This is a genomic window from Pseudomonas silensiensis (assembly GCF_050434865.1).
Classification (GTDB): Bacteria; Pseudomonadota; Gammaproteobacteria; order Pseudomonadales; family Pseudomonadaceae; genus Aquipseudomonas; species Aquipseudomonas fluorescens_W.
The window spans coordinates 288396-306771 of the sequence record NZ_JBNDJH010000001.1 but is presented as its reverse complement, the minus strand read 5'-3'; the positions used below and the strand labels follow the sequence as shown (position 1 = coordinate 306771).

The window sequence follows — 18376 nt, the reverse complement described above, 5'->3', positions numbered from 1 at the left end:
AATGCGTCACCGGCAATCCGGCAGTCCTTGCCGATTCGGGATAACTGCCAGGCCGCTCCCTCCCGCATGCTAGCGTCACCCGCTCTATACCCAGATGCCGGCACCGATAATAAAAGCGAGGGCCAGGTCCACAGCCCATCGCAGCCAAAGCCCTCTGCAGGAAGCCTCAGTCATGCGTTTAGCTCATCTCACTATCCAATGGCGGATCACACTCCTGAGCGGACTGTGCCTGCTGGCTGTCGTCGGCGCGCTGGTAGGCGCCTCGGTGTACCAGAACCAACAAAGTGCAAAATTGCTGAAGGAGCAGAGCAGTCACCTGCTCGGACAAGCCGCCGTGGAGCGCTTGCAAGCCCAGGCCGTTGCTCATGGCCAACACGTCGAACGCTTTTTCAACGAAACGGCGCTGTATGGCGAAGGGTTCGCGCAACAGGTTCTGCAACTGCGCGATCAAACGCTCAATGGACGCCTCACGGCTGCGCAATTGCGCGAAGCGCTGATCAGCGTGACCCGTCAGACACTGCTCAAACGCGAAAAAGTGCTCGGCCTGTACGTCATACTTCTGCCTGACGCATTGGCGAGCGCAGACGCCGCTTTCGTCGGGCAACGCGCACTGGCGAGCAACGAAAAAGGCCGTTTTGCGCTGTATTGGTCACAGAGCCAGCCGGGACAACTGGTCCAGGATGTGCTCACCGAGGCGCAAATCTTCACCGACACGGCGCCACCCGGCAGCGAACCGACAAACGTCTGGTACACCTGCCCTCAAGCTCAAAAGCGCACTTGCGTGGTGGAGCCCTACACCAGTGAGGTGGAAGGCCAGAAAGTCCTGATGAGCAGCGTTTCTATCCCTCTGATCGCCAACGGCAAGGTCCTCGGCGTGGTCGGCATGGACATTGGCCTCGACACTCTGCAAAAGCTGGCTGCCGACCTCGGCCAGGACCTGTATCAAGGCAACAGCGAAGTCGCCATTGTGTCGCCCACCGGCCAGGTGGCAGGACGCAGCGGCGAAGTCTCCGGGGCCACCCTCGATATACGCCAGGCTCTGCAAACCGTGCCAGGCAATCCACTCTGGCAACTGGAGATCAAGGTTCCCCAAGACCTGGTGCAGGCTTCCGCTCGGCAAATGCAAAGCGAACTGGACGACAAAAGCCACCAGGCCAACTGGCTCAACCTTTGCCTGGGGGTACTGGCCAGCTGCCTCGGCATGGTACTGATCTGGCTGGCCGCCTACGGGGTGACACGCCCACTGCTGAAGGTGGCGAGTCTGCTTGATGCCATCGTCGATGGCGATGGTGACCTCACCCAACGCCTGCCCGCCGGGCGACGCGACGAATTGGGCCAATTGGCCAATGGGTTCAACCGTTTTCTGGACAAGTTGCAGCCGATTATTCGCGACATTCAAACCGCCTCCCTGGATACCCGCAACAGCGCCAATACCTCGTCGGGGATTGCCCGGGAAGTCAGCGCAGGGATGCAACGCCAGTACCGCGAAGTGGAGCTGGCCGCGACCGCTCTGCACGAAATGAGTGCCAGTGCCCAGGAAGTGGCGCGCCACTCCCACGGTGCCGCCGACGCAGCGACAGCCGCCGAAAGCGCGAGCCGATCAGGTCAAGCTGTGTTCTCCATCGCCGAAAGCAGCATCGAAAGCCTTGATCAGCGCCTGGACACCACCCTTAAGCAAGTGCATGCCCTCGCCAATAGCAGCACCCAGATCGGCCAGGTGCTGGACGTCATCAGCACCATCGCGCAGCAGACCAACTTGCTGGCGTTGAATGCGGCTATCGAAGCGGCCAGAGCGGGCGAACAGGGGCGCGGCTTCGCGGTGGTGGCCGATGAAGTCAGGCACCTGGCCAGCAACACCCAGAGCTCGGTCGAACAGGTCCGCACGGTGATAGAGACGTTGCAGCAGTTGAGCCAGGAGGTGGTGCACAGCACTCAACTGAGCCGTGAGCAAGCCGGCAGCAGCGTGATTCAGGTGCAACAGACCCGTACGGCGCTGGAGAATATTTCCCAGGCCGTGGATGTGATCGAACAGATGAATCAGCAGATCGCCAGCGCAGCCCTGGAGCAAAGCACGGTCGTGGAAGATATCAGCCATCGGGTCAGTGACATTCGCAGCATCAGCGAAACACTGACCAAACGGATGAGCGATGCCTCAACGGCCAGTGACTCACTCCATGAAATGGCCAACCATCAGCAGCAGCTTGTAGGCCACTTCCGTGTGTAAAGGGGCTCGGCCGGCTATCTGACAGCTGCCTGCCGGTGCTGAAATCCTGAATGGATTGCAGTTGCCGGCTTCCTACCCTCCATTATCGAGCCCCACCCATGATTCCCCCGCGACGCTGGCTGATCCTGGCCATTATTTCCAGCGCTTTGCTGCTGATCGTCATTGATATGACGGTGTTGTACACCGCGCTGCCGACACTGACCCGTGAGCTCAATGCCTCCGCTTCTCAAAAGCTCTGGATCATCAACATCTATGCATTGATCGCTGCCGGGCTGCTACTGGGCATGGGCACACTCGGTGACCGCCTCGGGCACAAACGCCTGTTTATCGGCGGACTGAGCGTGTTTGGTCTGTTCTCGCTGATCGCGGCCTTCTCGCCATCGGCCAGCGTATTGATCGGTGCCCGCGGCTTTCTGGCCGTCGGCGCGGCGATGATGATGCCGGCTACGCTGGCCATCGTCCGGATAACGTTCGCCGACCCGCGCGAGCAGGCCATGGCTTTCGGCATCTGGGCATCGGTTGCTTCAGGGGGCGCTGCGTTCGGCCCGGTGGTGGGCGGCCTGCTGCTGGAGCATTTCTGGTGGGGCTCGGTTTTTTTGATCAACGTGCCTATTGTGCTGGTGGCACTGGTCCTCGGCGCGGTGTTGATCCCGAATCACCCGGGGGATGCCAAAAAACGATGGGACTGGCTGGGTTCGCTGCAGGTCATGATCGGGCTGATCAGCCTGGCGTATGCCGTCAAGGAACTCGGTAAACGGGCGCCCTCCTTCGACGGCATGTTGGTGGCGGTCGTCCTGGGTGCGCTATTCCTGACGCTGTTCATTCGGCGCCAACGCCGTGCCGCACAGCCGATGCTCGATCTGGCACTGTTCACTGCACCGGGCTTCAGAAATGCCGTCATTGCAGCAGTCGTGTCGGCCGCTGCATTGATCGGCATGGAACTGGTGTTCAGCCAGCGCTTGCAGCTGGTGCTCGGCATGTCGCCGCTGGAGGCGGCATTGTTCATCCTTCCTCTGCCACTGGGCTCCTTCGTCGCAGGGCCGCTTGCCGGTTATTACCTGCCGCGCCTGGGAAACCGGCGGATGCTGTTCTGGACGTTGCTGCTGTCGTCAGCCGCGATGCTGAGCTATCTCTTGCTGCACAACGCTGCGGTTTACCTGCAAATCGCCAGCCTTGCCCTGTTGGGCTTGACGATTGGCGCGGCACTGACCGTTTCGTCCAGCACCATCATGCTCAGCGTGCCCGCCGATAAAGCCGGCATGGCCGCCTCCATCGAGGAAGTGTCCTTTGAACTGGGCGGTGCTGTGGGTGTGACGCTGGCGGGCAGTCTGTTATCGGCGATTTATGCGTATTCGGCGGGCCTGATGATTCCGTCATGGCTGACCCTGACCCCCGCGACATTCGAGAGTCTCGACGACGCACTGGTCGTCGCCGAGACGTTGTCACCCGAAGGCCGCGCGATGCTGAGCGCATTCGCCCGTGCGGCGTTCGATGCAGGCTTTGTTGCCGTGCTGGCAGCGTCGGCAGTCCTGCTGTTGATCGCATCGCTGCTGGTCAAGTTGAGCCGACAGCCGCAGCCGCACGAGGGCGCAGACCATCCTTGGTAAGCGTTGAACGGTTCTGCGTGGGGCCTTAAAGCTTGTGGCTACCCAATGCCCGGTACCGCTCCGGCGACGCCTTGCGAAGTCGAGCCGCCAGGAACACACCCCCCAGCAAGGCTGCGGGAATGATGGCGCAGAGGCTGTATGACAAGGCCAGGCTGGCGCCCGTCAGTACATCGAAATGCACCACCGCGAGTACCAGGACCGCCAATAGGGCAACACAAGAGAAACCGGGGAATATCCGCCCACGCCAGATCCCCACCTTGAGTTCGGGGTGACGCCGGAAAAAGAAGATGACCGCTGCGGAAGTGAGCGCCATCAACAAAATCACGCACAGCGTGGCCAGGTTGGACAGCCAGGCAAACAGCTGCAGGATCGGATCGGCATCCATGGCGGCGAAAATCAGTACCACCACTGCCGAGATAAGGCTCTGCAACGCCGACCCCATATGAGGACTCTGGTGCACGCGATGGGTCGTACCCAAGCGGTGCGGCAACAGGCCGTCACGCCCAATCGCGTAGAAATAACGGGCCGCGGCGTTATGAAACGCCAGCAGGCCGGCATAGATACTGACCATGAACAGCACCCGGATAATCTGAGTCAGATACGGGCCGACAAAGTGGTCGGACATGCCGTAGATAAACGTCGTCGGGTCCTGCAAGGCTTGCAGCATCGGCACGATTTTGTCCGCCCCCACGCCCACCACCATCGACCATACCGACAGTGCGTAGAAACCACCGATCAGCAACACCGAGCAGTAGGTGGCAATCGGGATAGTACGCTGCGGGTTCTTGGCCTCTTCGCCGTAAATAGTCGTCGCCTCGAAGCCGATAAATGCCGCGAAGCAGAACAGCAGGCCGATGGACGGTGTGCCGCTGAACACATGACTGCGATCAAACGCATCAAGGTTGATGCCGCTGTCGCCACCGGATTTGAGGATGGCAAAATCCAGGATCAGGATCGCCAGGTACTCGGCGATCACCATCACCGACAGTAGCCGGGCCGACAGGTCGATCTTGCGATACCCCAGAATCGCAATGCTCGCCATCGCCATCAGTGAGTAAGACCACCACGGCAACACCAGTGCGAACATGCTTTCCATGGTGCCACTGACGACCCCACCGAACATGCCATACAACCCGACCTGGAGAATGTTATAGGCAAACATCGCCAACACCCCGGCCGCCCCGCCTGCCAGGCCACCCAAACCACGGGAGGTGAACGCATAGAAACCGCCGGCATTGGTCAGGTGTCGGGACATGGTGGTGTAGCCCACTGAAAACGCCAGCAGCACCAGCAACGCCAGGATCAGCAACGCCGGCGTGCCGGCACCGTTACCCAGCATGATGCCAATCGGGAAGCCACCGGCGATGACACTTAACGGGCTCGCCGCCGACACCACGAAAAAGATGATGAAACCAACACCCAGGGCACCACGCTTCAACTCCGTCGAACTGTTGATCGGGATAGATACACTCATGTTCTTGACCTTATTGTATGAGGCAGTCGCTGTAGGATCGGTGCAGCAAGCCGTTCACCGTCACCGATAGAGCTTGTCGTTTTTGTCGCACGCTGGATTCGATCCTATGCCTCACCATGAACGCCCCGGTATCCCAAATCGGTAACCTGTTACGCCATCACCTGAACGGCGCCATCCGCCCCCCTGACCTCACTGCGAAGCGAGACGCGTCGTCAGTTCCGACGCCGCGCCGGTCACCAGGTCGCACAGATAGCGCTGCTGAAACGCACCGAACCGCTCACTACGCCCCACCAGGGTCATGCTCCCGAGGACGCGCTGCTTTTCGTCGAAGATCGGCGCCGCGACGCCACTGCGTCCCGGGTGCAGTTCGCTTTCGCTGATGCAGTAGCCCTGTTTGCGGATGGCGAGCAGGCTCTTGATGAACGGCTTCCACTCCAGTCCCAGATGCTGCAATTCGGATGGGTTCACGTGAGCGTCGTAGACGCGTCGGATTTGGCGCGGTAGCAGATAAGCCATTACGACCCGGGAGGTCGCGCTGTGGAAAAGATCGATCGACCGCCCCCTGCCGCTACCAACCGGTCCGGCATCGGAGCCACGATGGATCAGCACGTTGACCACGGAGTCGCCATGCCACTCGCTGACCAGCGCGTCCAGGCCGGTGTCGGCGACCAGGTTGTCGACCAGGTCCCGGCTGCATGCCAACAACGGATCGTAGTTCGTCATCAGATGCTCCAGCGTGACGATTCGCGGGCCGAGCGCATAACCGCGCGGCAATCGCTTCAAAAAGCCCGCGTCGCCGAGTTCGCGCAGATAACGATAGGCGGTGGCGGGTGTGTAGCCGAGCTCCCGGCAAATGATGTCCACATCGATGACCGGTTGTTCCGGGCGGAACAGGTCGAAGACCATGAGCAGACGGCGCAGGCTATTCATCTTTCTCTACATCCTTGTGAAGCCGACAGTCACCTCGCCACTGCTTTCAGCGGGTGGGTGTTCAGGCATGAGCGCAACCGGTGATGGCAGCGCGGGGGGTATGGGATGGCAACTCTGCGAACAGCTCCTGATACTCCGCCGCAAAATGGCTGAGGTGAAAGAAGCCCCATTGGGCAGCGGCATCGCCGATCGAGAGAGACGACGCGCGGGTGGACATCAAGGTCCGGCGTACACCGTTGAGCCTCACAGAGCGCAAGTAATTCAGCGGCGTCGTCTCGGCAACCGAGCGAAAGCTGTTCTGCACGGTACGCCGACTGACCTGGAGTCGCTGGCACAACTCGATCACGCTGGGCACGTCGATCATCTCCGAGGTCGCCAGACGGTGGCATTTCTCGACAATGAAGCTGCGCGTGGAGCTTGCGGAGCGTTGTTGCTTGTCGCAGGCCGGGTCGGTCATGAGTTGCAGCAACTCGCCGAGCATCGCCTGCTCCAGCGCCAGCTCCCGTTCCCGATCTCGCGTGCTGTCGAGTTCTTCGTACACCAGGGCTTGGGAGAACATCGCCAGCAATCGGCGACGAGCGTCTGCAAAACGCGGGGTGGAAACCCTGATCACCGGTTGACGCAGCAACCGGCTGACCTCCTTCGCCGAAGCCGTTTGCGCCAACGCCTGCTCGAACAATTCACGTTCGAAGGTGATCGACAGCAGCTCCATGCCCATCGGCATATGGAACATGAACTCCTCGCCACCGTGAAGAAAGAACAGACTGCTATCGTCCGCCTCCCGCCCCTGCATCCGAATCGAACCCGGGGTGGTGATCGGCACGGCAAAGCACATCTTGCCTCGGGGAGCCACGCCGTGCTGCACGACACGCTGGTTGATCTGCTCGAGAAAGACGTGGACACCCGCCGTCGACAACTGCATCAGCGAACTCTCGGTCGAGCCTGCCGTTAGCTGACTGTAGTCCTGGTTCCACTCCTGGACGGTAGCCGCATGGACATGGACGTCGCTGAAATGGCTGATAGTCTGATTTTTCATGATGTCGAAAGCCTCTGCCAATATTCTTGTTTTTAGATCGCCTTCCTATGCGATATTCGCACATAGTGAGAATTATGCACAATTCTTTATGAGATTTTAAATTCACTGGAAGGTGCGCTCAGGGCGGTCCATCCATGTGCCAATTCGGGCTACCGGCCACAGACTCGTCGCGGAGATGATCAGCACACTTAAATCGACATTCAGAGAGAACGTCATGAGTGAAGCCAAACTTGAATCCCTGCACTTCGCGGATGCCCCGCTGATTACCTCCAGCACACTTCCCGGCCCCAAAACCCGCGAGGCCCTGGCGTTGTCGGCGCGTACCGAATCCATGGCGCGCGGCGGCGGACGCATGCCCATCGCCATGGACCGTGCCTTCGGCGCTACTTTCAAGGACCCCGATGGCAACACCTACATCGACCTGTCCGCCGGCGTGGGCGTCAGCAGCGTAGGCCGCTGCCACCCAAAAGTGGTGCAGGCGATCCGCGAACAGTCCGAAGTGCTGATGCATGCCCTGGAAATCAACAGTACCCGGCGCACCGAACTGGCGGCCAAGCTCTCCGAGATCGCGCCCGACGGCTTGCGTGGCGACTGCATCACCTTCTTCACGCAAAGCGGCAGCGATGCGCTTGAAGCCGCCATCAAGTTCGCCAAACGCATCACCGGGCGGCACCAGATCATCGCCTTCCATGGTGGCTACCACGGCGTGTGGAACGCCTCGGGTTCCCTGACGACAGGCACGGCCTACCGCAAGGGCTTCGGTGCCCAGATGGGTGGGGTCATTCACGCCCCCTACCCTTATGCCTACCGTTTCCCTTTCGACACCACTCACAAAAGCGCCGAGCAGATCGCCGGCGAGTACGTGGACTACCTGTTGAACACCCCCTACACCGCCGCCGATGACGTGGCCGCCGTCATCGTGGAACCGGTGCAGGGCGAAGGCGGCTACGTGCCCCCCTCGCCAGAATTCCTCCAGCTGTTGCGCAAGGCATGCGACCGCAGCGGTACGCTGCTGATCGTCGATGAAGTGCAATCCGGCGCAGGACGCACCGGCAAGATGTGGGCGGTCGAGCACTCGGGCGTGAAGCCAGACATGCTCACTTTCGGCAAAGGCATCGGCAGCGACCTGCCAATGGCGGGCCTGATCATGCGTTCAGACCTGGCGGCCGCGATTCCTGACGGATCGATGCCCAACACCTTTGCCGCCAACTCGTTGTCCGCGGCGGTGGCGCTGACCAACATCAGCATCCTGCAGGACCCGGAGCTCGATCTGCTCAACCGCGCGCACACGCTGGGGTTGGAGGCGCAGGAACGTATCCGTGGCTTCAACAGCCCGTTCGTCGCTGAAGTCCGCGGCCGCGGCCTGATGATCGGTATCGAACTGGTCGAAGACCCGGCCACCAAGGCCCCCCTGGCGCCCGAAAAAATCGGTCAGCTCATGGGCTACCTGATGAACCACGGCGTGCTGATGATTCCCTGCGGTCGCTACAGCAACGTGATGCGAGTCATGCCGTCGCTGACGATTTCACGCTCGCTGTTCTTCAAGGCACTGGACATCTTCGGCGATGCCCTGGCCTCCCTCGAGGCGTGACCCGACCACTCCACATCACTCATGGACCCCAAAATGACTGAGCACTTGAATCACTTCATCGAAGGCGCGTCCCTCGAAGCCTCCGACGGCCGTCGCATAAACCTCGTCAACCCCGTGACAGAACAGGTGTACGGCAGCTCCGCACAGGGCACGACTGAGGACGTGGACCGCGCAGTGGCGGCCGCGCATCGCCAACTTGAGGGTGGCGCCTGGAGCCAGCTCGACGGCGCCCAGCGCGGCCGATTGCTGTCAAAACTCGCTGACCTGGTTGAACGCGACACCGAATTGCTGGCCGATATGGATGCCAACGCCATCGGTCGCTCACCCATCGAACCGCGCCGGATGGACTTGCCCAACGCGATCGCCAACCTGCGTGCCGCCGCCGGCTGGGCCAACCAGCTTGAGGGGCGCACCATTCCCACCGGTGGCTACTTCGGCACCAAGACCCTTTCGTACACGGTACGCGAGCCAGTGGGTGTGGTCGGCGCCATCGTTCCCTGGAATTCGCCGTTGATGATCACCGTCTGGAAGCTCGCCGCTTTGCTGGCGGCAGGCTGCACCGTGGTCATCAAACCTTCGGAAGAGACGCCGCAGTCTGCCCTGCACCTGGCGGTGCTGGCTCAGGAAGCGGGCTTCCCTGACGGCGTGATCAACGTGGTTACCGGCTACGGCAATGAGGTGGGTCGCGCCTTGTGCGAACACCCGCTCGTTGCCAAGATCAGCTTCACCGGCAGCCCCGAGGCCGGACGCGAAATCCAGCGCACCGCCGGTGTGCTGTTCAAGCGCGTGGCATTGGAGCTGGGCGGCAAGAGCCCCCAGATTGTCTTCGACGATGCCTCTTTCGAAGACGCGCTGCGCGGGTGTGCGCTCGGCCTGTTCGCCAACCAGGGCCAGGTCTGTGCAGCCGGCTCGCGCATCCTGGTCCACCGCAGCATCGCAGATCGCTTCGGCGCAGCGCTGGCCGATGCCGCGCAGGCAGTCAACGTGGGCGACCCTCGCCAGCCCGGTGTACAGATGGGACCGGTGGCCAAGAAAGCGCAATTCGATCGCGTTAACCGATACATCCAACTGGGTATCGACCAAGGCGCCTCGCTACTGGCCGGCGGTGTATCGACGCCTGAACGCGGCTGGTTTGTCCGGCCGACGATCTTCACCAACGCCAACAACACCATGGCGATCGCCCAAGACGAAATCTTCGGGCCCGTCGGCACGCTGATCACGTTCGACAGCGAAGAGGAAGCTATCGCACTGGCCAACGACTCCTCCTACGGCCTGGCGGCCACGATCTGGACGACCGACCTGGTGCGAGCGCACCGCGTAGCCGCTGCGGTGAAGGCCGGTGCCGTGGGTATCAACTGCTGGAGTCCGCTGGACGCCAACCTGCCCTGGGGCGGCGTAAAGACCAGCGGTATCGGCCGTGAAGGCGGGTTTGCCGGCGCGGTGGCCTACACCGAAGAGAAAGTCATCACCGTGCTGCTGCCTTCCTGAGCACGATCCCTGTCCTGACCGAATCACCCTCCGGCCTCTGTGTCGCGAGGGTGACCGTTCAAAAGTGCATCCCTGATGCCGTTGATAATCAATGGAGAGACTACGATGAACCCGATAGAACAACAAACAACCGATCGGTATCCGACGTCCCTGCGAATTTTGCACTGGGTACGCGCCGTGCTCATCGCAGGCCTCCTCTGGGCAGGCTGGCATATGACCGGTCTGAATGACGAAGTGGCGAGCAAGTACGAGCTCTATTACCCGTGGCACAAATCCTTTGGACTGTTGATGTTTCTGGTTGTCCTGACTCAGATTGCCCTGCGTTTTCGGACCCCCGTGCTTCCGCAGCCGCTGGAAACACTGGCGAGCTATGAAAGGTTCCTGTCAAGGCTTACGCAGCGTGTCATGTATGCGCTTGTGGTGATCGTGCCGTTGATGGGGTACTCAATGTCGAGCACCTACACGATGAGTGACGGGGTGTTCTTTTTTGGGGTCAACCTGCCGGAGCTCCTTCCGAAAAATGACGATTGGTTCGCCGTCTTCCAATGGCTGCACAAAGTGCTCGCCTACACCCTGCTCGGATTGATTCTGTTGCATGTCGTGGGCGCTCTGAAACACCGGTTTTTCGACCGGGACCCTCGTAACGATGTCCTGCGCCGCATGCTGTGACGGGGTGAGGCGTTGACGCAAGACGTCAACGCCTCATGGCTTTACCGGAGGGGCCCGTTAAAGTCCGCCGGCAAAGCGACTGGCTTGACGAGTACCGCATCCTCCGGCAGCAAATAGCCCTCCTTTATCGCCTGTTGTTTGGCGGCTTTGAAACGACTCGCATAATTCGCATAACTGCCATATAACGCCTTCAGCCGCTGCGCAGAATACGGCACCTTCGTGTCGTAGGCCGAACCGCAGCCGGTCTCCTGGTCGGTCATGTAAGTGGCGCTTGGCACCTTGATCCACGGCGGACGCACACCACCCAGCATGTTGCCGGTCTGCGGGTCGCGGGCAACCCCCTTTCCGTCGCGATCGACCCGTGCAGCCTTGGACATCGGCGTGCCTTCACGCACCCAGCGATCCATCGCGTCCAGGATCGCGGACACGACCGTCTCCACTGGCTCGTCATAGAGGGACTGGCATTGTGGATCGTTGCGCTTGTCACCGTCAGCCGGATGCGGCTCTGTCCCGTCGGTGCCCTGATCGGCGAGACGAAGGTGTGGCATGCCCGCGACTTCGTAGTAGCGCAACTTCGGCTGGTCCGTATCGTGCGGTAGCGCGATCTCCTGACTTGCATCGTGCACCACTTCGGTCTGACTGTAGACAGTCACGAACGGAGCATCCTCGGGCATTTTCCGCGGAACCCTGAGAACCTCTCCACCCAGGTCGCCATACACAACGTGCCCCATCATATAGGCGTCGATCAGCGGCTGCCCGTCAGGCATGCGCCACTGCTGGTGACGCCCCTGGTCGAGATAATCGAGCCAGAGTTGCCCGTTGATTGCCCAGGTATTGACATAGATGCGCTTGACCTCTAGCCCCTGTGTGGGACCGCTCTCGAGGTTGGACTTGAACAACAAGGCGAGTTGCGCGGCAATGCCTTGCGACTGCGGCGGGTACTGATCGGGGCCGCTGCCGCGCCGAAAACGGTCGCTGTCGTAGTAGCTGCCGAGCGGTGCGTAGCGCTTGTAGTCGTAGCGCCGCATGAAATCCAGATTCAAGTTACGGGGCTCAGGATCCCAATCCAGTGTCTTGGGATCGTTCGCGGGTCTGTTGATGCTGAGTGTGTAGCCGGCGAATGCGTAGCCCTTGCGCATCAGGTAGTCGCGGGTGAGGATCCAGCCCGCGCTGCGTTCGCCCATCCAACTGAACGGTTCCATCACGACAGTGCCGTTGAATCGTCCAGGGTCTTTGGGTTTGCGGATGAGGAAGCGTGTCACATAGGGAGCGTCGAACAATTGCTCGCCAGAAGCGGTGATCGCTGGCGCGAGCCCCAGCATGTAGTATTCCTCCTCTACATACCCGAACCTCTCGAGGTCGACATACTCTGTGCCGTGCCTTGAGGCGGACGCAAGAGGCAACCGGCCGCTCGAAGGCACTAAAGCTATTAGAGGCATGGATGGCGTTTGCGCGCCGACGGCCTCCGCCGTCGTCAGAGCTAGGAAAGCCGCCAGGGTTAATGTAGGTAGCCAAACCTCGCGTATGGGGTTCACTTCCAGGCTCCGATGGTTTTCCCATTGGGCAACCGCAGCGCCTGAAGGGCTCCGCCCGTCTTCGTCTCGTCCTTCATCGGAGCGAGCTGCACGTCGACCTTATCGCCCGGCTTGAGGGTATTGGCCATCCAGCCCTGGCGCATCAGAATGTTCGGGCCGCCGGCCTCGATCGCCCAGGTCTCGGTCTTGTCCCCGTTCTGCACATCGACGAACAACCAGACATGAGGATTTTTATACTGCACCTCACCCACCGTACCGCCAATCTCTACCAGCTTCGCCATGTCGAAGGCTGAGTAGGAGTGGTGGGCAAAAGCAGCAGGTGCTGACAAGCCCAAGAACGCCAAGCTGAACAGCATGGGTTTTAAATTCACTTCGTATCTCCTTGATTATTGTTGTCCGCTCGGCTCACGTTATGTCGCTCGGGAATCGTCGTGACTTCCGCTCCCGTCACGGGATCGATCGACTCGTTATTGTTGTCCTCGCAGACGTACTCCATGAATTCGACCCCCTTGGGCGCACGGCGAAAGGTCAGCGACGACCAATGCCATGGCTTGACCAACGCATCCGGGTCTTCGACCATGCCGTCCACTTGCAGCAGACCTTTGTCGTTGATGAAGATCCGCTCCTTGATGATCATGCGGGGGCCATGGCCGAGCGCGTCGTCGGCGAGCCCATACTCGCTCAACGTGGTCTCCTGCCGAATGTTGGTGGTCTCGACGACCAACACATTTCCCTCCCACCGTGCGACCGAATAGCCCTCAAACGTCGGGGGCGCTTCCTCGGGATTGGGGGGCGTGCGCCCATCGAGGTAAATGCGACGGGTCTCTCGCAGGAACTCCTGCGCCCAGTTGATCTGCGTCGGCGTCTGCATGATCTCTACCGCGTAGGGCCCAATCATATTCGTCGGCATGCCCAGCACCTTGCACGAGGTCTTGAACTCGCTGCCAACTGCGGCTAAGGCCTCAGTCCGCTTGTTGAAGCTCTCGAGGTACACACCCTTGAGTTCCGGCGTGGTGCCGAACGGAGGGCCGATATTGGTATCGGGGTTATCGGCACCGGTGCTGTTGACGAGCGGGTCCACGGAACTCCCCACCGGCATCCAGAGCCCGCTGATGTCGGGCGATCCAACCTTCGGTTTGGCCGCACTGGATGTCTCACCAGGCGTTGCGGCGATTGCGAACGACGGATACGCAGGTGCAGCCAGGACGGCCAGCAGCGCGATGACAGCGTGAGAAAGAGGGATCGTTTTCATAGGCATGGCCTGCATCTACTCCGTTAATTGTTTCTACGAGTGGCAGTGCCTGGCATCCCGGAAGTCGCCAGCCCGTTGAAGTGCATGACGGCCGGTGCCAGGAGTGTGGGTGTCGTTAATTCCATGGGGACGAGACTCAACCCCTCTGTTGGGGAGGTATCTCGAATCAGCATTCGCTCACTAGGATTGGCGGCGTAGACGGCTGCTCAGAAAGCCATCCACACGATGAACTGGAAGTAAGTGTTCGTTGATGCGCTCCCGCTCTGCAGGCCACCGTCCCCGAGCCACTTTTCGGGCTTGTAGAAACCGACCAGAGGCGAGAGCGTGACGTTATCCGTCACCATCCAATCCAGGAAAAGGTCGACCTCGCGGGCAGAGAAGTCCTGCTCATGCGTACGGGAGAGCTGGTGGTAGTTGAAGGCCATTGCGTTAAGGGTCAATGTCTCGGTCGGCTTGACTGAGAGGAGTACGTCGTTGATCGACATGTTCGAGGTCACCGAACCGGCGTAATTCACGGCGACTTCACCCTGGTAGCGCTTGCGAAAACCGCCCTGGAACAGAAAGTCGTAACCTTCGGAATAGCGCGAATATCGATAGCTCACCGTCGGTTGCCATTGGGTATCGGCGAAGGTGTAGCCGGCGTCGAAGAACATCGCCCGCTGTGACCCTGAACGTTTTTCCTGACGCACCACTTCGAACGCAAAGTCGGCATTCTCGATCCCGGCATTGCCCTGCCCACGAATGCTGTAGACGTTCATGCCCTTGCGCTCAAGCCGATCACCAAAGGCATATCGCTCGTCAACATCCAGGCCGTGCAAGTACGTCGAACCGATCGAGCCGACGGGCGTCGTGTAGTCGACGGTGGCGGCAGCCACTTCGGTCTTCGACTGCCCGGGGTTATCGGATTTGAGCCAGATCAGGCTACCGTGAAGGCCCTCCTGACCACCCAGTTTCAAGACTGCCGTATTCCCGAACGCCAACCGCGGGCCAAGGTAAAAGGCGCCGCCGCGATCGAACCGGCCATCCCTTACGCCCTCGATAGGGTTGAAGGCCTTCCCGGGGGCGAACCCGTCATCGGTGATCAGGAAGCCGTCCACCGTAACGACCTGGCGGCCAAAAGAGAAATCAACCCCGTCCTTGCCCAGTGCAGGAATCAGATCACCTGACTTCCAGCCCAGGTAGGCGTCTTCCACAGCCGTTCTTCTTTCATTCCCGGAGGTGATCCCACCCGCGTCCCCATCGCCAAATGACCCCGTGCTGATCCAGCTGAGTCCGCCATACATCGAACCGGCAGTGATCTTGTCTGTCGTGCCGTTGAGACCGTACTTGGCGTAGCCTTCTTGCCACCGCATCCTGCCGGGCTCCCTCTCAGGGTCGCCGATGTAGTTCTTCTCGCTGCCGAACCAGCCAAACGCCGCCGACAGGTCGGCGTTCAGGACCGTTGCACCATCGCCTTCGCTGTAGAGCTGGTAGGCGTGTGCCTGCGGCTCAAAAGTACAGAGTGCAACCAGCGAAAGTAATGGGGCGTAACTGAGGGTGCGCATGACGTCTCTCCTTTTTTTTATATTTGTGAGGCGAGCCATGAGTGTTCCGGCTTGCGTCGCGCAAGCGGTAACCCAAATCAGCACTTTCAAGGGGCTGGCCGCCGATCCCTTCGCGCGATACCTCCCCCACTGCAAAACATCCTCAGTGCCTTGAATGGTTGCCGTTTTGGGCTACGGCCTCTGAACGCACTCCCCCTATGCTGGGCCCATAAGAACCATAAGAACCGAGGCACCTGTCATGACCCTTTTGTCACCCTCCCCGCTGTTACGTCAGGGGCTTTGTCTTCTGACCCTCTTCGCCTGCAGTGCCCTGGCACCTATTGCCAGCGCTCACCATTCGTTCGCCCTTTTCGACCAGACCCAGACGGTCTCGATCAAGGGTGTCGTCGAGCGCTTTGCCTGGACCAATCCTCACATCACGATTTACGTCGATACACCCGGCCCACCGGCCCAGCGATTCAAGATCGAAACAGGCAGTGTCAATGCGTTGCAGCGCACTGGCTGGAGCGCTGAGTCGATCAAGGCCGGCGAGAGTGCCGAGGTGTCCTTCAAGCCGTTGAAAAACGGTGAGCCAGGAGGGCTGCTCGTGGAGATCAAAATCGGTGACGTCGTGCTCACGGGCGGTGGATGAGAAATCCTTCCCTGGCTTCATGACGACCTAACCGAACAGTCCAGACCAGCAGCGTGGAGACGTTTCAATGAAACCGACACGAACCTTGAACACGGCAATGATCTTCGTGGGCATCGCCCTCGTGACTGTCGCCGGGATGTGCAACGCGGCAACACCTTCGAAGCCTCTTAACGACAAACACAGCGTCAGCACACGCCCCGACATCAGTGGTACCTGGGAAAGAACCCCAGACGACTGGTTCGGTGAGAACCCGGACGACCCGGTGCACCCGGGCGGACCGATGGACCTTAAGGCGTCCTATGCCGACGAATACGTCGCGCTGAAGAAGAAAGAAGCCGTGGCGAACGAGGCCGGAACGCCGTTGGCCACAACGAGCTCCAGATGCCTGCCTGAGGGCATGCCAACGTTGATGGCGGCGCTCTTCCCGATCCAGATCATTCACGACGACAAGCAAGTAATCGTCCTCGGTGAGTATCTCCAGCAGGTACGCCGGATTCTCTTGAACGAAGCGATGCCTGCGAAAGAGAAACTGGACCCTACCTATCAAGGCCATTCGCGCGGCCACTGGGAAGGCGACACGCTCGTCGTGGAGACACAACGCGTGCGAACGGACGTGCGCTTCTACGACGTTCCGCACGGTCCGGACATGAAGATCACGGAACGCATGCGACTAAAGGGGCCGGATCACTTGGAAAACCAGGTCGTGATCGAGGACCCGCAGGTACTCAAAACCCCGTATCGCTTCACGTTCGAATACAAGCGATCCAGCTACGCCATTCAAGAGTACGTCTGCGAAAACAACCAGATCGTGATCGACAAAGAGGGCAAGGCATCCCTCAGCCTCGAGTGAACCCCTCATCAATAGCCACCTGGAGCTGATCGAATGGAAAGACCGACAACCATCAGCATCCTGCGGCCGACGCTGCAAAGCGCCCTGCTGTTGCTGATCCTCACGTCGAACACATTCGCCGAGGTGCCCCGCATGCCCACGGCCATCGCGGTGCCGCCCTCCGGCAAGCTACCGCTCTCATCGGCGAAACGCCCGGGCACCGAATACAGCGACCTCGACAAGTACGGCTACATCGAAGAGGAGTACTACCTGCAAGGCGTCGCCCCGGCGATTAACGCCTCGGGCAAAACCCTGTTGGAGGCGCCTTACACCACACGCATTCTGGTGCGCAAACCGGCTGACCCCGCGCGCTTCAATGGCACGGTGGTGATCGAGCCGTTCAGCTGGTTCGGCGAACGCGCCGCGGGATGGATCCTGACCCGCGACTATTTGCTGCGTCGCGGCTACGCGTACGTCGGGTACACGCTGAATGTGAACAAGCCGCCAGTCGATCCCAAGTTCATCTCGCAGACCCCGGCTGCCGAGGCCGAGCAGATCGCTCAGTACGGGCGGATCGTGAACTTCGAGTTCATGCGCCGCTTCGACTTTGCACGCTACGCGCCACTGGCCAGCTATTACGACCCGGAACACTTCACCCGCGGTGAAGGTCCCGATCCGTTCGCTCCACAGTCCCAGGGCATCGGCGCGCAACTGGCGTTTCTGCTGAAAACCAATGCAGCGCAAAGCCCGTTGGCAGGTCTCGACGTTAAACGCGTCTACGTCAATAGCTGGGCCGTGACCGCGCAAGTCTGGATGGACTACCTCGACCAGGGCCGGCACCAGCAATGGCGTATGCCCGACGCAAGGCCGCTGATCGATGCCTACATGACCGGCCGCATGGCCTACGGAGAGGTGGGCGGCGACGTCATCCGGCTGCCGCGCCAGACGCCCGAAGGCGCGCCGTTCGTGACCGTCTACAGCCAGTCCGAACTGATGCACGACGTGATCGAAGGCATCAACCTGCCCCCGGACACCGACAGCCCGCAGGTTCGCTACTACGAAGTGACCGGCATGCCACATCTGCGGCTGGCTGACCTCGGAACGGAGCATACCGAACTGTTCGCTGCCGACATCGGCAAGGGCGACGACCCACGGTGCCGGACGCTGTACGACGAACCGGCGGAGCTGGTCGTCTCCTCGCTTCTGGATCGCATGGACCAATGGGTACGCGCGGGCAAACCCATGCCGAATGCTCCGCGGGTCGTCCGCGATGGCAAGACCGCCGCGCGCGACCCCGCTACCGGCAACCTGCAAGGGGGCGTACGCCCGCCGTGGATCCAGGTGCCCAGTGCGACCTACCTCACTGATCAGGAGACCGGCTGCGGCCTGATCTACGACACCAAGGTGCCTTACTCCAAGGACGAGCTTCGCCAGCGTTATGGAAGCTTCAGCAACTACGAACAGAAATTCGAAGACGCCAAAACCCTTTCGATCAAGGAAGGCTACCTACTGCCAGAAGATGCGGCGGGCCTGCGTTCGATCGCAACGCCTCAAGACTTCTAACCC

Annotated in this window: 15 protein-coding genes and 1 pseudogene; 9 read left to right on the top strand and 7 right to left on the bottom strand. The window is 60.5% G+C overall.

The window, feature by feature from the left end; all coding sequences use genetic code 11:
• Positions 1-94: 94 nt before the first annotated feature.
• The 3 genes and pseudogenes from QF010_RS01285 to QF010_RS01275 all read left to right on the top strand — a co-directional run.
• Positions 95-1366 (top strand): annotated as a pseudogene (locus QF010_RS01285) (PDC sensor domain-containing protein); the annotation flags it as partial.
• 102 nt (positions 1367-1468) lie between these two features.
• A complete protein-coding gene (locus QF010_RS01280) occupies positions 1469-2224 on the top strand; it encodes a methyl-accepting chemotaxis protein (protein ID WP_429513022.1) in 756 nt (251 codons plus the stop codon).
• Between the two features lie 98 nt (positions 2225-2322).
• Positions 2323-3831, top strand: a complete 1509-nt coding sequence (locus QF010_RS01275) for an MFS transporter (protein WP_429509612.1) — start codon at positions 2323-2325, stop codon at positions 3829-3831.
• Positions 3832-3856: 25 nt separating this feature from the next.
• Here QF010_RS01275 and QF010_RS01270 read toward each other — a convergent pair whose 3' ends face one another.
• The 3 genes from QF010_RS01270 to QF010_RS01260 all read right to left on the bottom strand — a co-directional run bounded on the left by QF010_RS01270 (position 3857) and on the right by QF010_RS01260 (position 7271).
• Complete coding sequence (locus tag QF010_RS01270) at positions 3857-5305, bottom strand: APC family permease (protein ID WP_033062011.1); 1449 nt, start codon at positions 5303-5305, stop codon at positions 3857-3859.
• A 189-nt stretch (positions 5306-5494) separates the two neighbouring features.
• Complete coding sequence (locus tag QF010_RS01265) at positions 5495-6235, bottom strand: IclR family transcriptional regulator (protein ID WP_033062009.1); 741 nt, start codon at positions 6233-6235, stop codon at positions 5495-5497.
• 61 nt (positions 6236-6296) lie between these two features.
• On the bottom strand, positions 6297-7271 hold the full coding sequence (locus tag QF010_RS01260) for a helix-turn-helix domain-containing protein (RefSeq protein WP_429532394.1): 975 nt from the start codon (positions 7269-7271) through the stop codon (positions 6297-6299).
• Positions 7272-7485: 214 nt separating this feature from the next.
• On the opposite strand from QF010_RS01260, the gene QF010_RS01255 reads away from it, so the two are divergent.
• From QF010_RS01255 to QF010_RS01245, 3 genes are all read left to right on the top strand, one after another.
• Positions 7486-8862: an aspartate aminotransferase family protein gene (locus QF010_RS01255; RefSeq protein ID WP_033062007.1), complete on the top strand. Its 1377-nt coding sequence runs from the start codon at positions 7486-7488 to the stop codon at positions 8860-8862.
• Positions 8863-8895: 33 nt separating this feature from the next.
• Complete coding sequence (locus QF010_RS01250) at positions 8896-10350, top strand: aldehyde dehydrogenase family protein (protein WP_033062006.1); 1455 nt, start codon at positions 8896-8898, stop codon at positions 10348-10350.
• 105 nt (positions 10351-10455) lie between these two features.
• Entirely contained in the window at positions 10456-11019 is a 564-nt protein-coding gene (locus QF010_RS01245; RefSeq protein ID WP_033062004.1) for a cytochrome b, read from the top strand.
• 41 nt (positions 11020-11060) lie between these two features.
• On the opposite strand, the gene QF010_RS01240 is transcribed toward QF010_RS01245, so the two are convergent.
• The 4 genes from QF010_RS01240 to QF010_RS01225 form a co-directional block, all read right to left on the bottom strand.
• Complete coding sequence (locus QF010_RS01240; RefSeq protein ID WP_419866210.1) at positions 11061-12554, bottom strand: alpha/beta hydrolase domain-containing protein; 1494 nt, start codon at positions 12552-12554, stop codon at positions 11061-11063.
• Positions 12551-12925: a DUF6152 family protein gene (locus tag QF010_RS01235; protein WP_050482895.1), complete on the bottom strand. Its 375-nt coding sequence runs from the start codon at positions 12923-12925 to the stop codon at positions 12551-12553. The genes QF010_RS01240 and QF010_RS01235 overlap by 4 nt, the downstream gene beginning before the upstream one ends.
• A complete protein-coding gene (locus tag QF010_RS01230; RefSeq protein WP_156363978.1) occupies positions 12922-13806 on the bottom strand; it encodes a hypothetical protein in 885 nt (294 codons plus the stop codon). The genes QF010_RS01235 and QF010_RS01230 overlap by 4 nt, the downstream gene beginning before the upstream one ends.
• A gap of 206 nt (positions 13807-14012) precedes the next feature.
• Positions 14013-15350 (bottom strand): alginate export family protein, encoded by a 1338-nt coding sequence (locus QF010_RS01225; protein ID WP_429532393.1) that lies wholly within the window; start codon positions 15348-15350, stop codon positions 14013-14015.
• 238 nt (positions 15351-15588) lie between these two features.
• Between QF010_RS01225 and QF010_RS01220 the strand changes: the two genes are divergently transcribed.
• The 3 genes from QF010_RS01220 to QF010_RS01210 all read left to right on the top strand — a co-directional run bounded on the left by QF010_RS01220 (position 15589) and on the right by QF010_RS01210 (position 18373).
• Positions 15589-15981: a DUF6152 family protein gene (locus tag QF010_RS01220; protein ID WP_033062001.1), complete on the top strand. Its 393-nt coding sequence runs from the start codon at positions 15589-15591 to the stop codon at positions 15979-15981.
• A 67-nt stretch (positions 15982-16048) separates the two neighbouring features.
• Positions 16049-16831: a hypothetical protein gene (locus QF010_RS01215; protein WP_033061999.1), complete on the top strand. Its 783-nt coding sequence runs from the start codon at positions 16049-16051 to the stop codon at positions 16829-16831.
• 33 nt (positions 16832-16864) lie between these two features.
• Entirely contained in the window at positions 16865-18373 is a 1509-nt protein-coding gene (locus tag QF010_RS01210) for an alpha/beta hydrolase domain-containing protein (protein WP_429532392.1), read from the top strand.
• Positions 18374-18376: the final 3 nt, after the last annotated feature.

Coding starts and splice junctions, on each gene's coding strand:
- QF010_RS01280 (WP_429513022.1), top strand. CDS start 1,469: ATGCAACGCCAGTACCGCGAAGTGGAGCTGGCCGCGACCGCTCTGCAC.
- QF010_RS01275 (WP_429509612.1), top strand. CDS start 2,323: ATGATTCCCCCGCGACGCTGGCTGATCCTGGCCATTATTTCCAGCGCT.
- QF010_RS01270 (WP_033062011.1), bottom strand. CDS start 5,305: ATGAGTGTATCTATCCCGATCAACAGTTCGACGGAGTTGAAGCGTGGT.
- QF010_RS01265 (WP_033062009.1), bottom strand. CDS start 6,235: ATGAATAGCCTGCGCCGTCTGCTCATGGTCTTCGACCTGTTCCGCCCG.
- QF010_RS01260 (WP_429532394.1), bottom strand. CDS start 7,271: ATGAAAAATCAGACTATCAGCCATTTCAGCGACGTCCATGTCCATGCG.
- QF010_RS01255 (WP_033062007.1), top strand. CDS start 7,486: ATGAGTGAAGCCAAACTTGAATCCCTGCACTTCGCGGATGCCCCGCTG.
- QF010_RS01250 (WP_033062006.1), top strand. CDS start 8,896: ATGACTGAGCACTTGAATCACTTCATCGAAGGCGCGTCCCTCGAAGCC.
- QF010_RS01245 (WP_033062004.1), top strand. CDS start 10,456: ATGAACCCGATAGAACAACAAACAACCGATCGGTATCCGACGTCCCTG.
- QF010_RS01230 (WP_156363978.1), bottom strand. CDS start 13,806: ATGAAAACGATCCCTCTTTCTCACGCTGTCATCGCGCTGCTGGCCGTC.
- QF010_RS01225 (WP_429532393.1), bottom strand. CDS start 15,350: ATGCGCACCCTCAGTTACGCCCCATTACTTTCGCTGGTTGCACTCTGT.
- QF010_RS01220 (WP_033062001.1), top strand. CDS start 15,589: ATGACCCTTTTGTCACCCTCCCCGCTGTTACGTCAGGGGCTTTGTCTT.
- QF010_RS01215 (WP_033061999.1), top strand. CDS start 16,049: ATGAAACCGACACGAACCTTGAACACGGCAATGATCTTCGTGGGCATC.
- QF010_RS01210 (WP_429532392.1), top strand. CDS start 16,865: ATGGAAAGACCGACAACCATCAGCATCCTGCGGCCGACGCTGCAAAGC.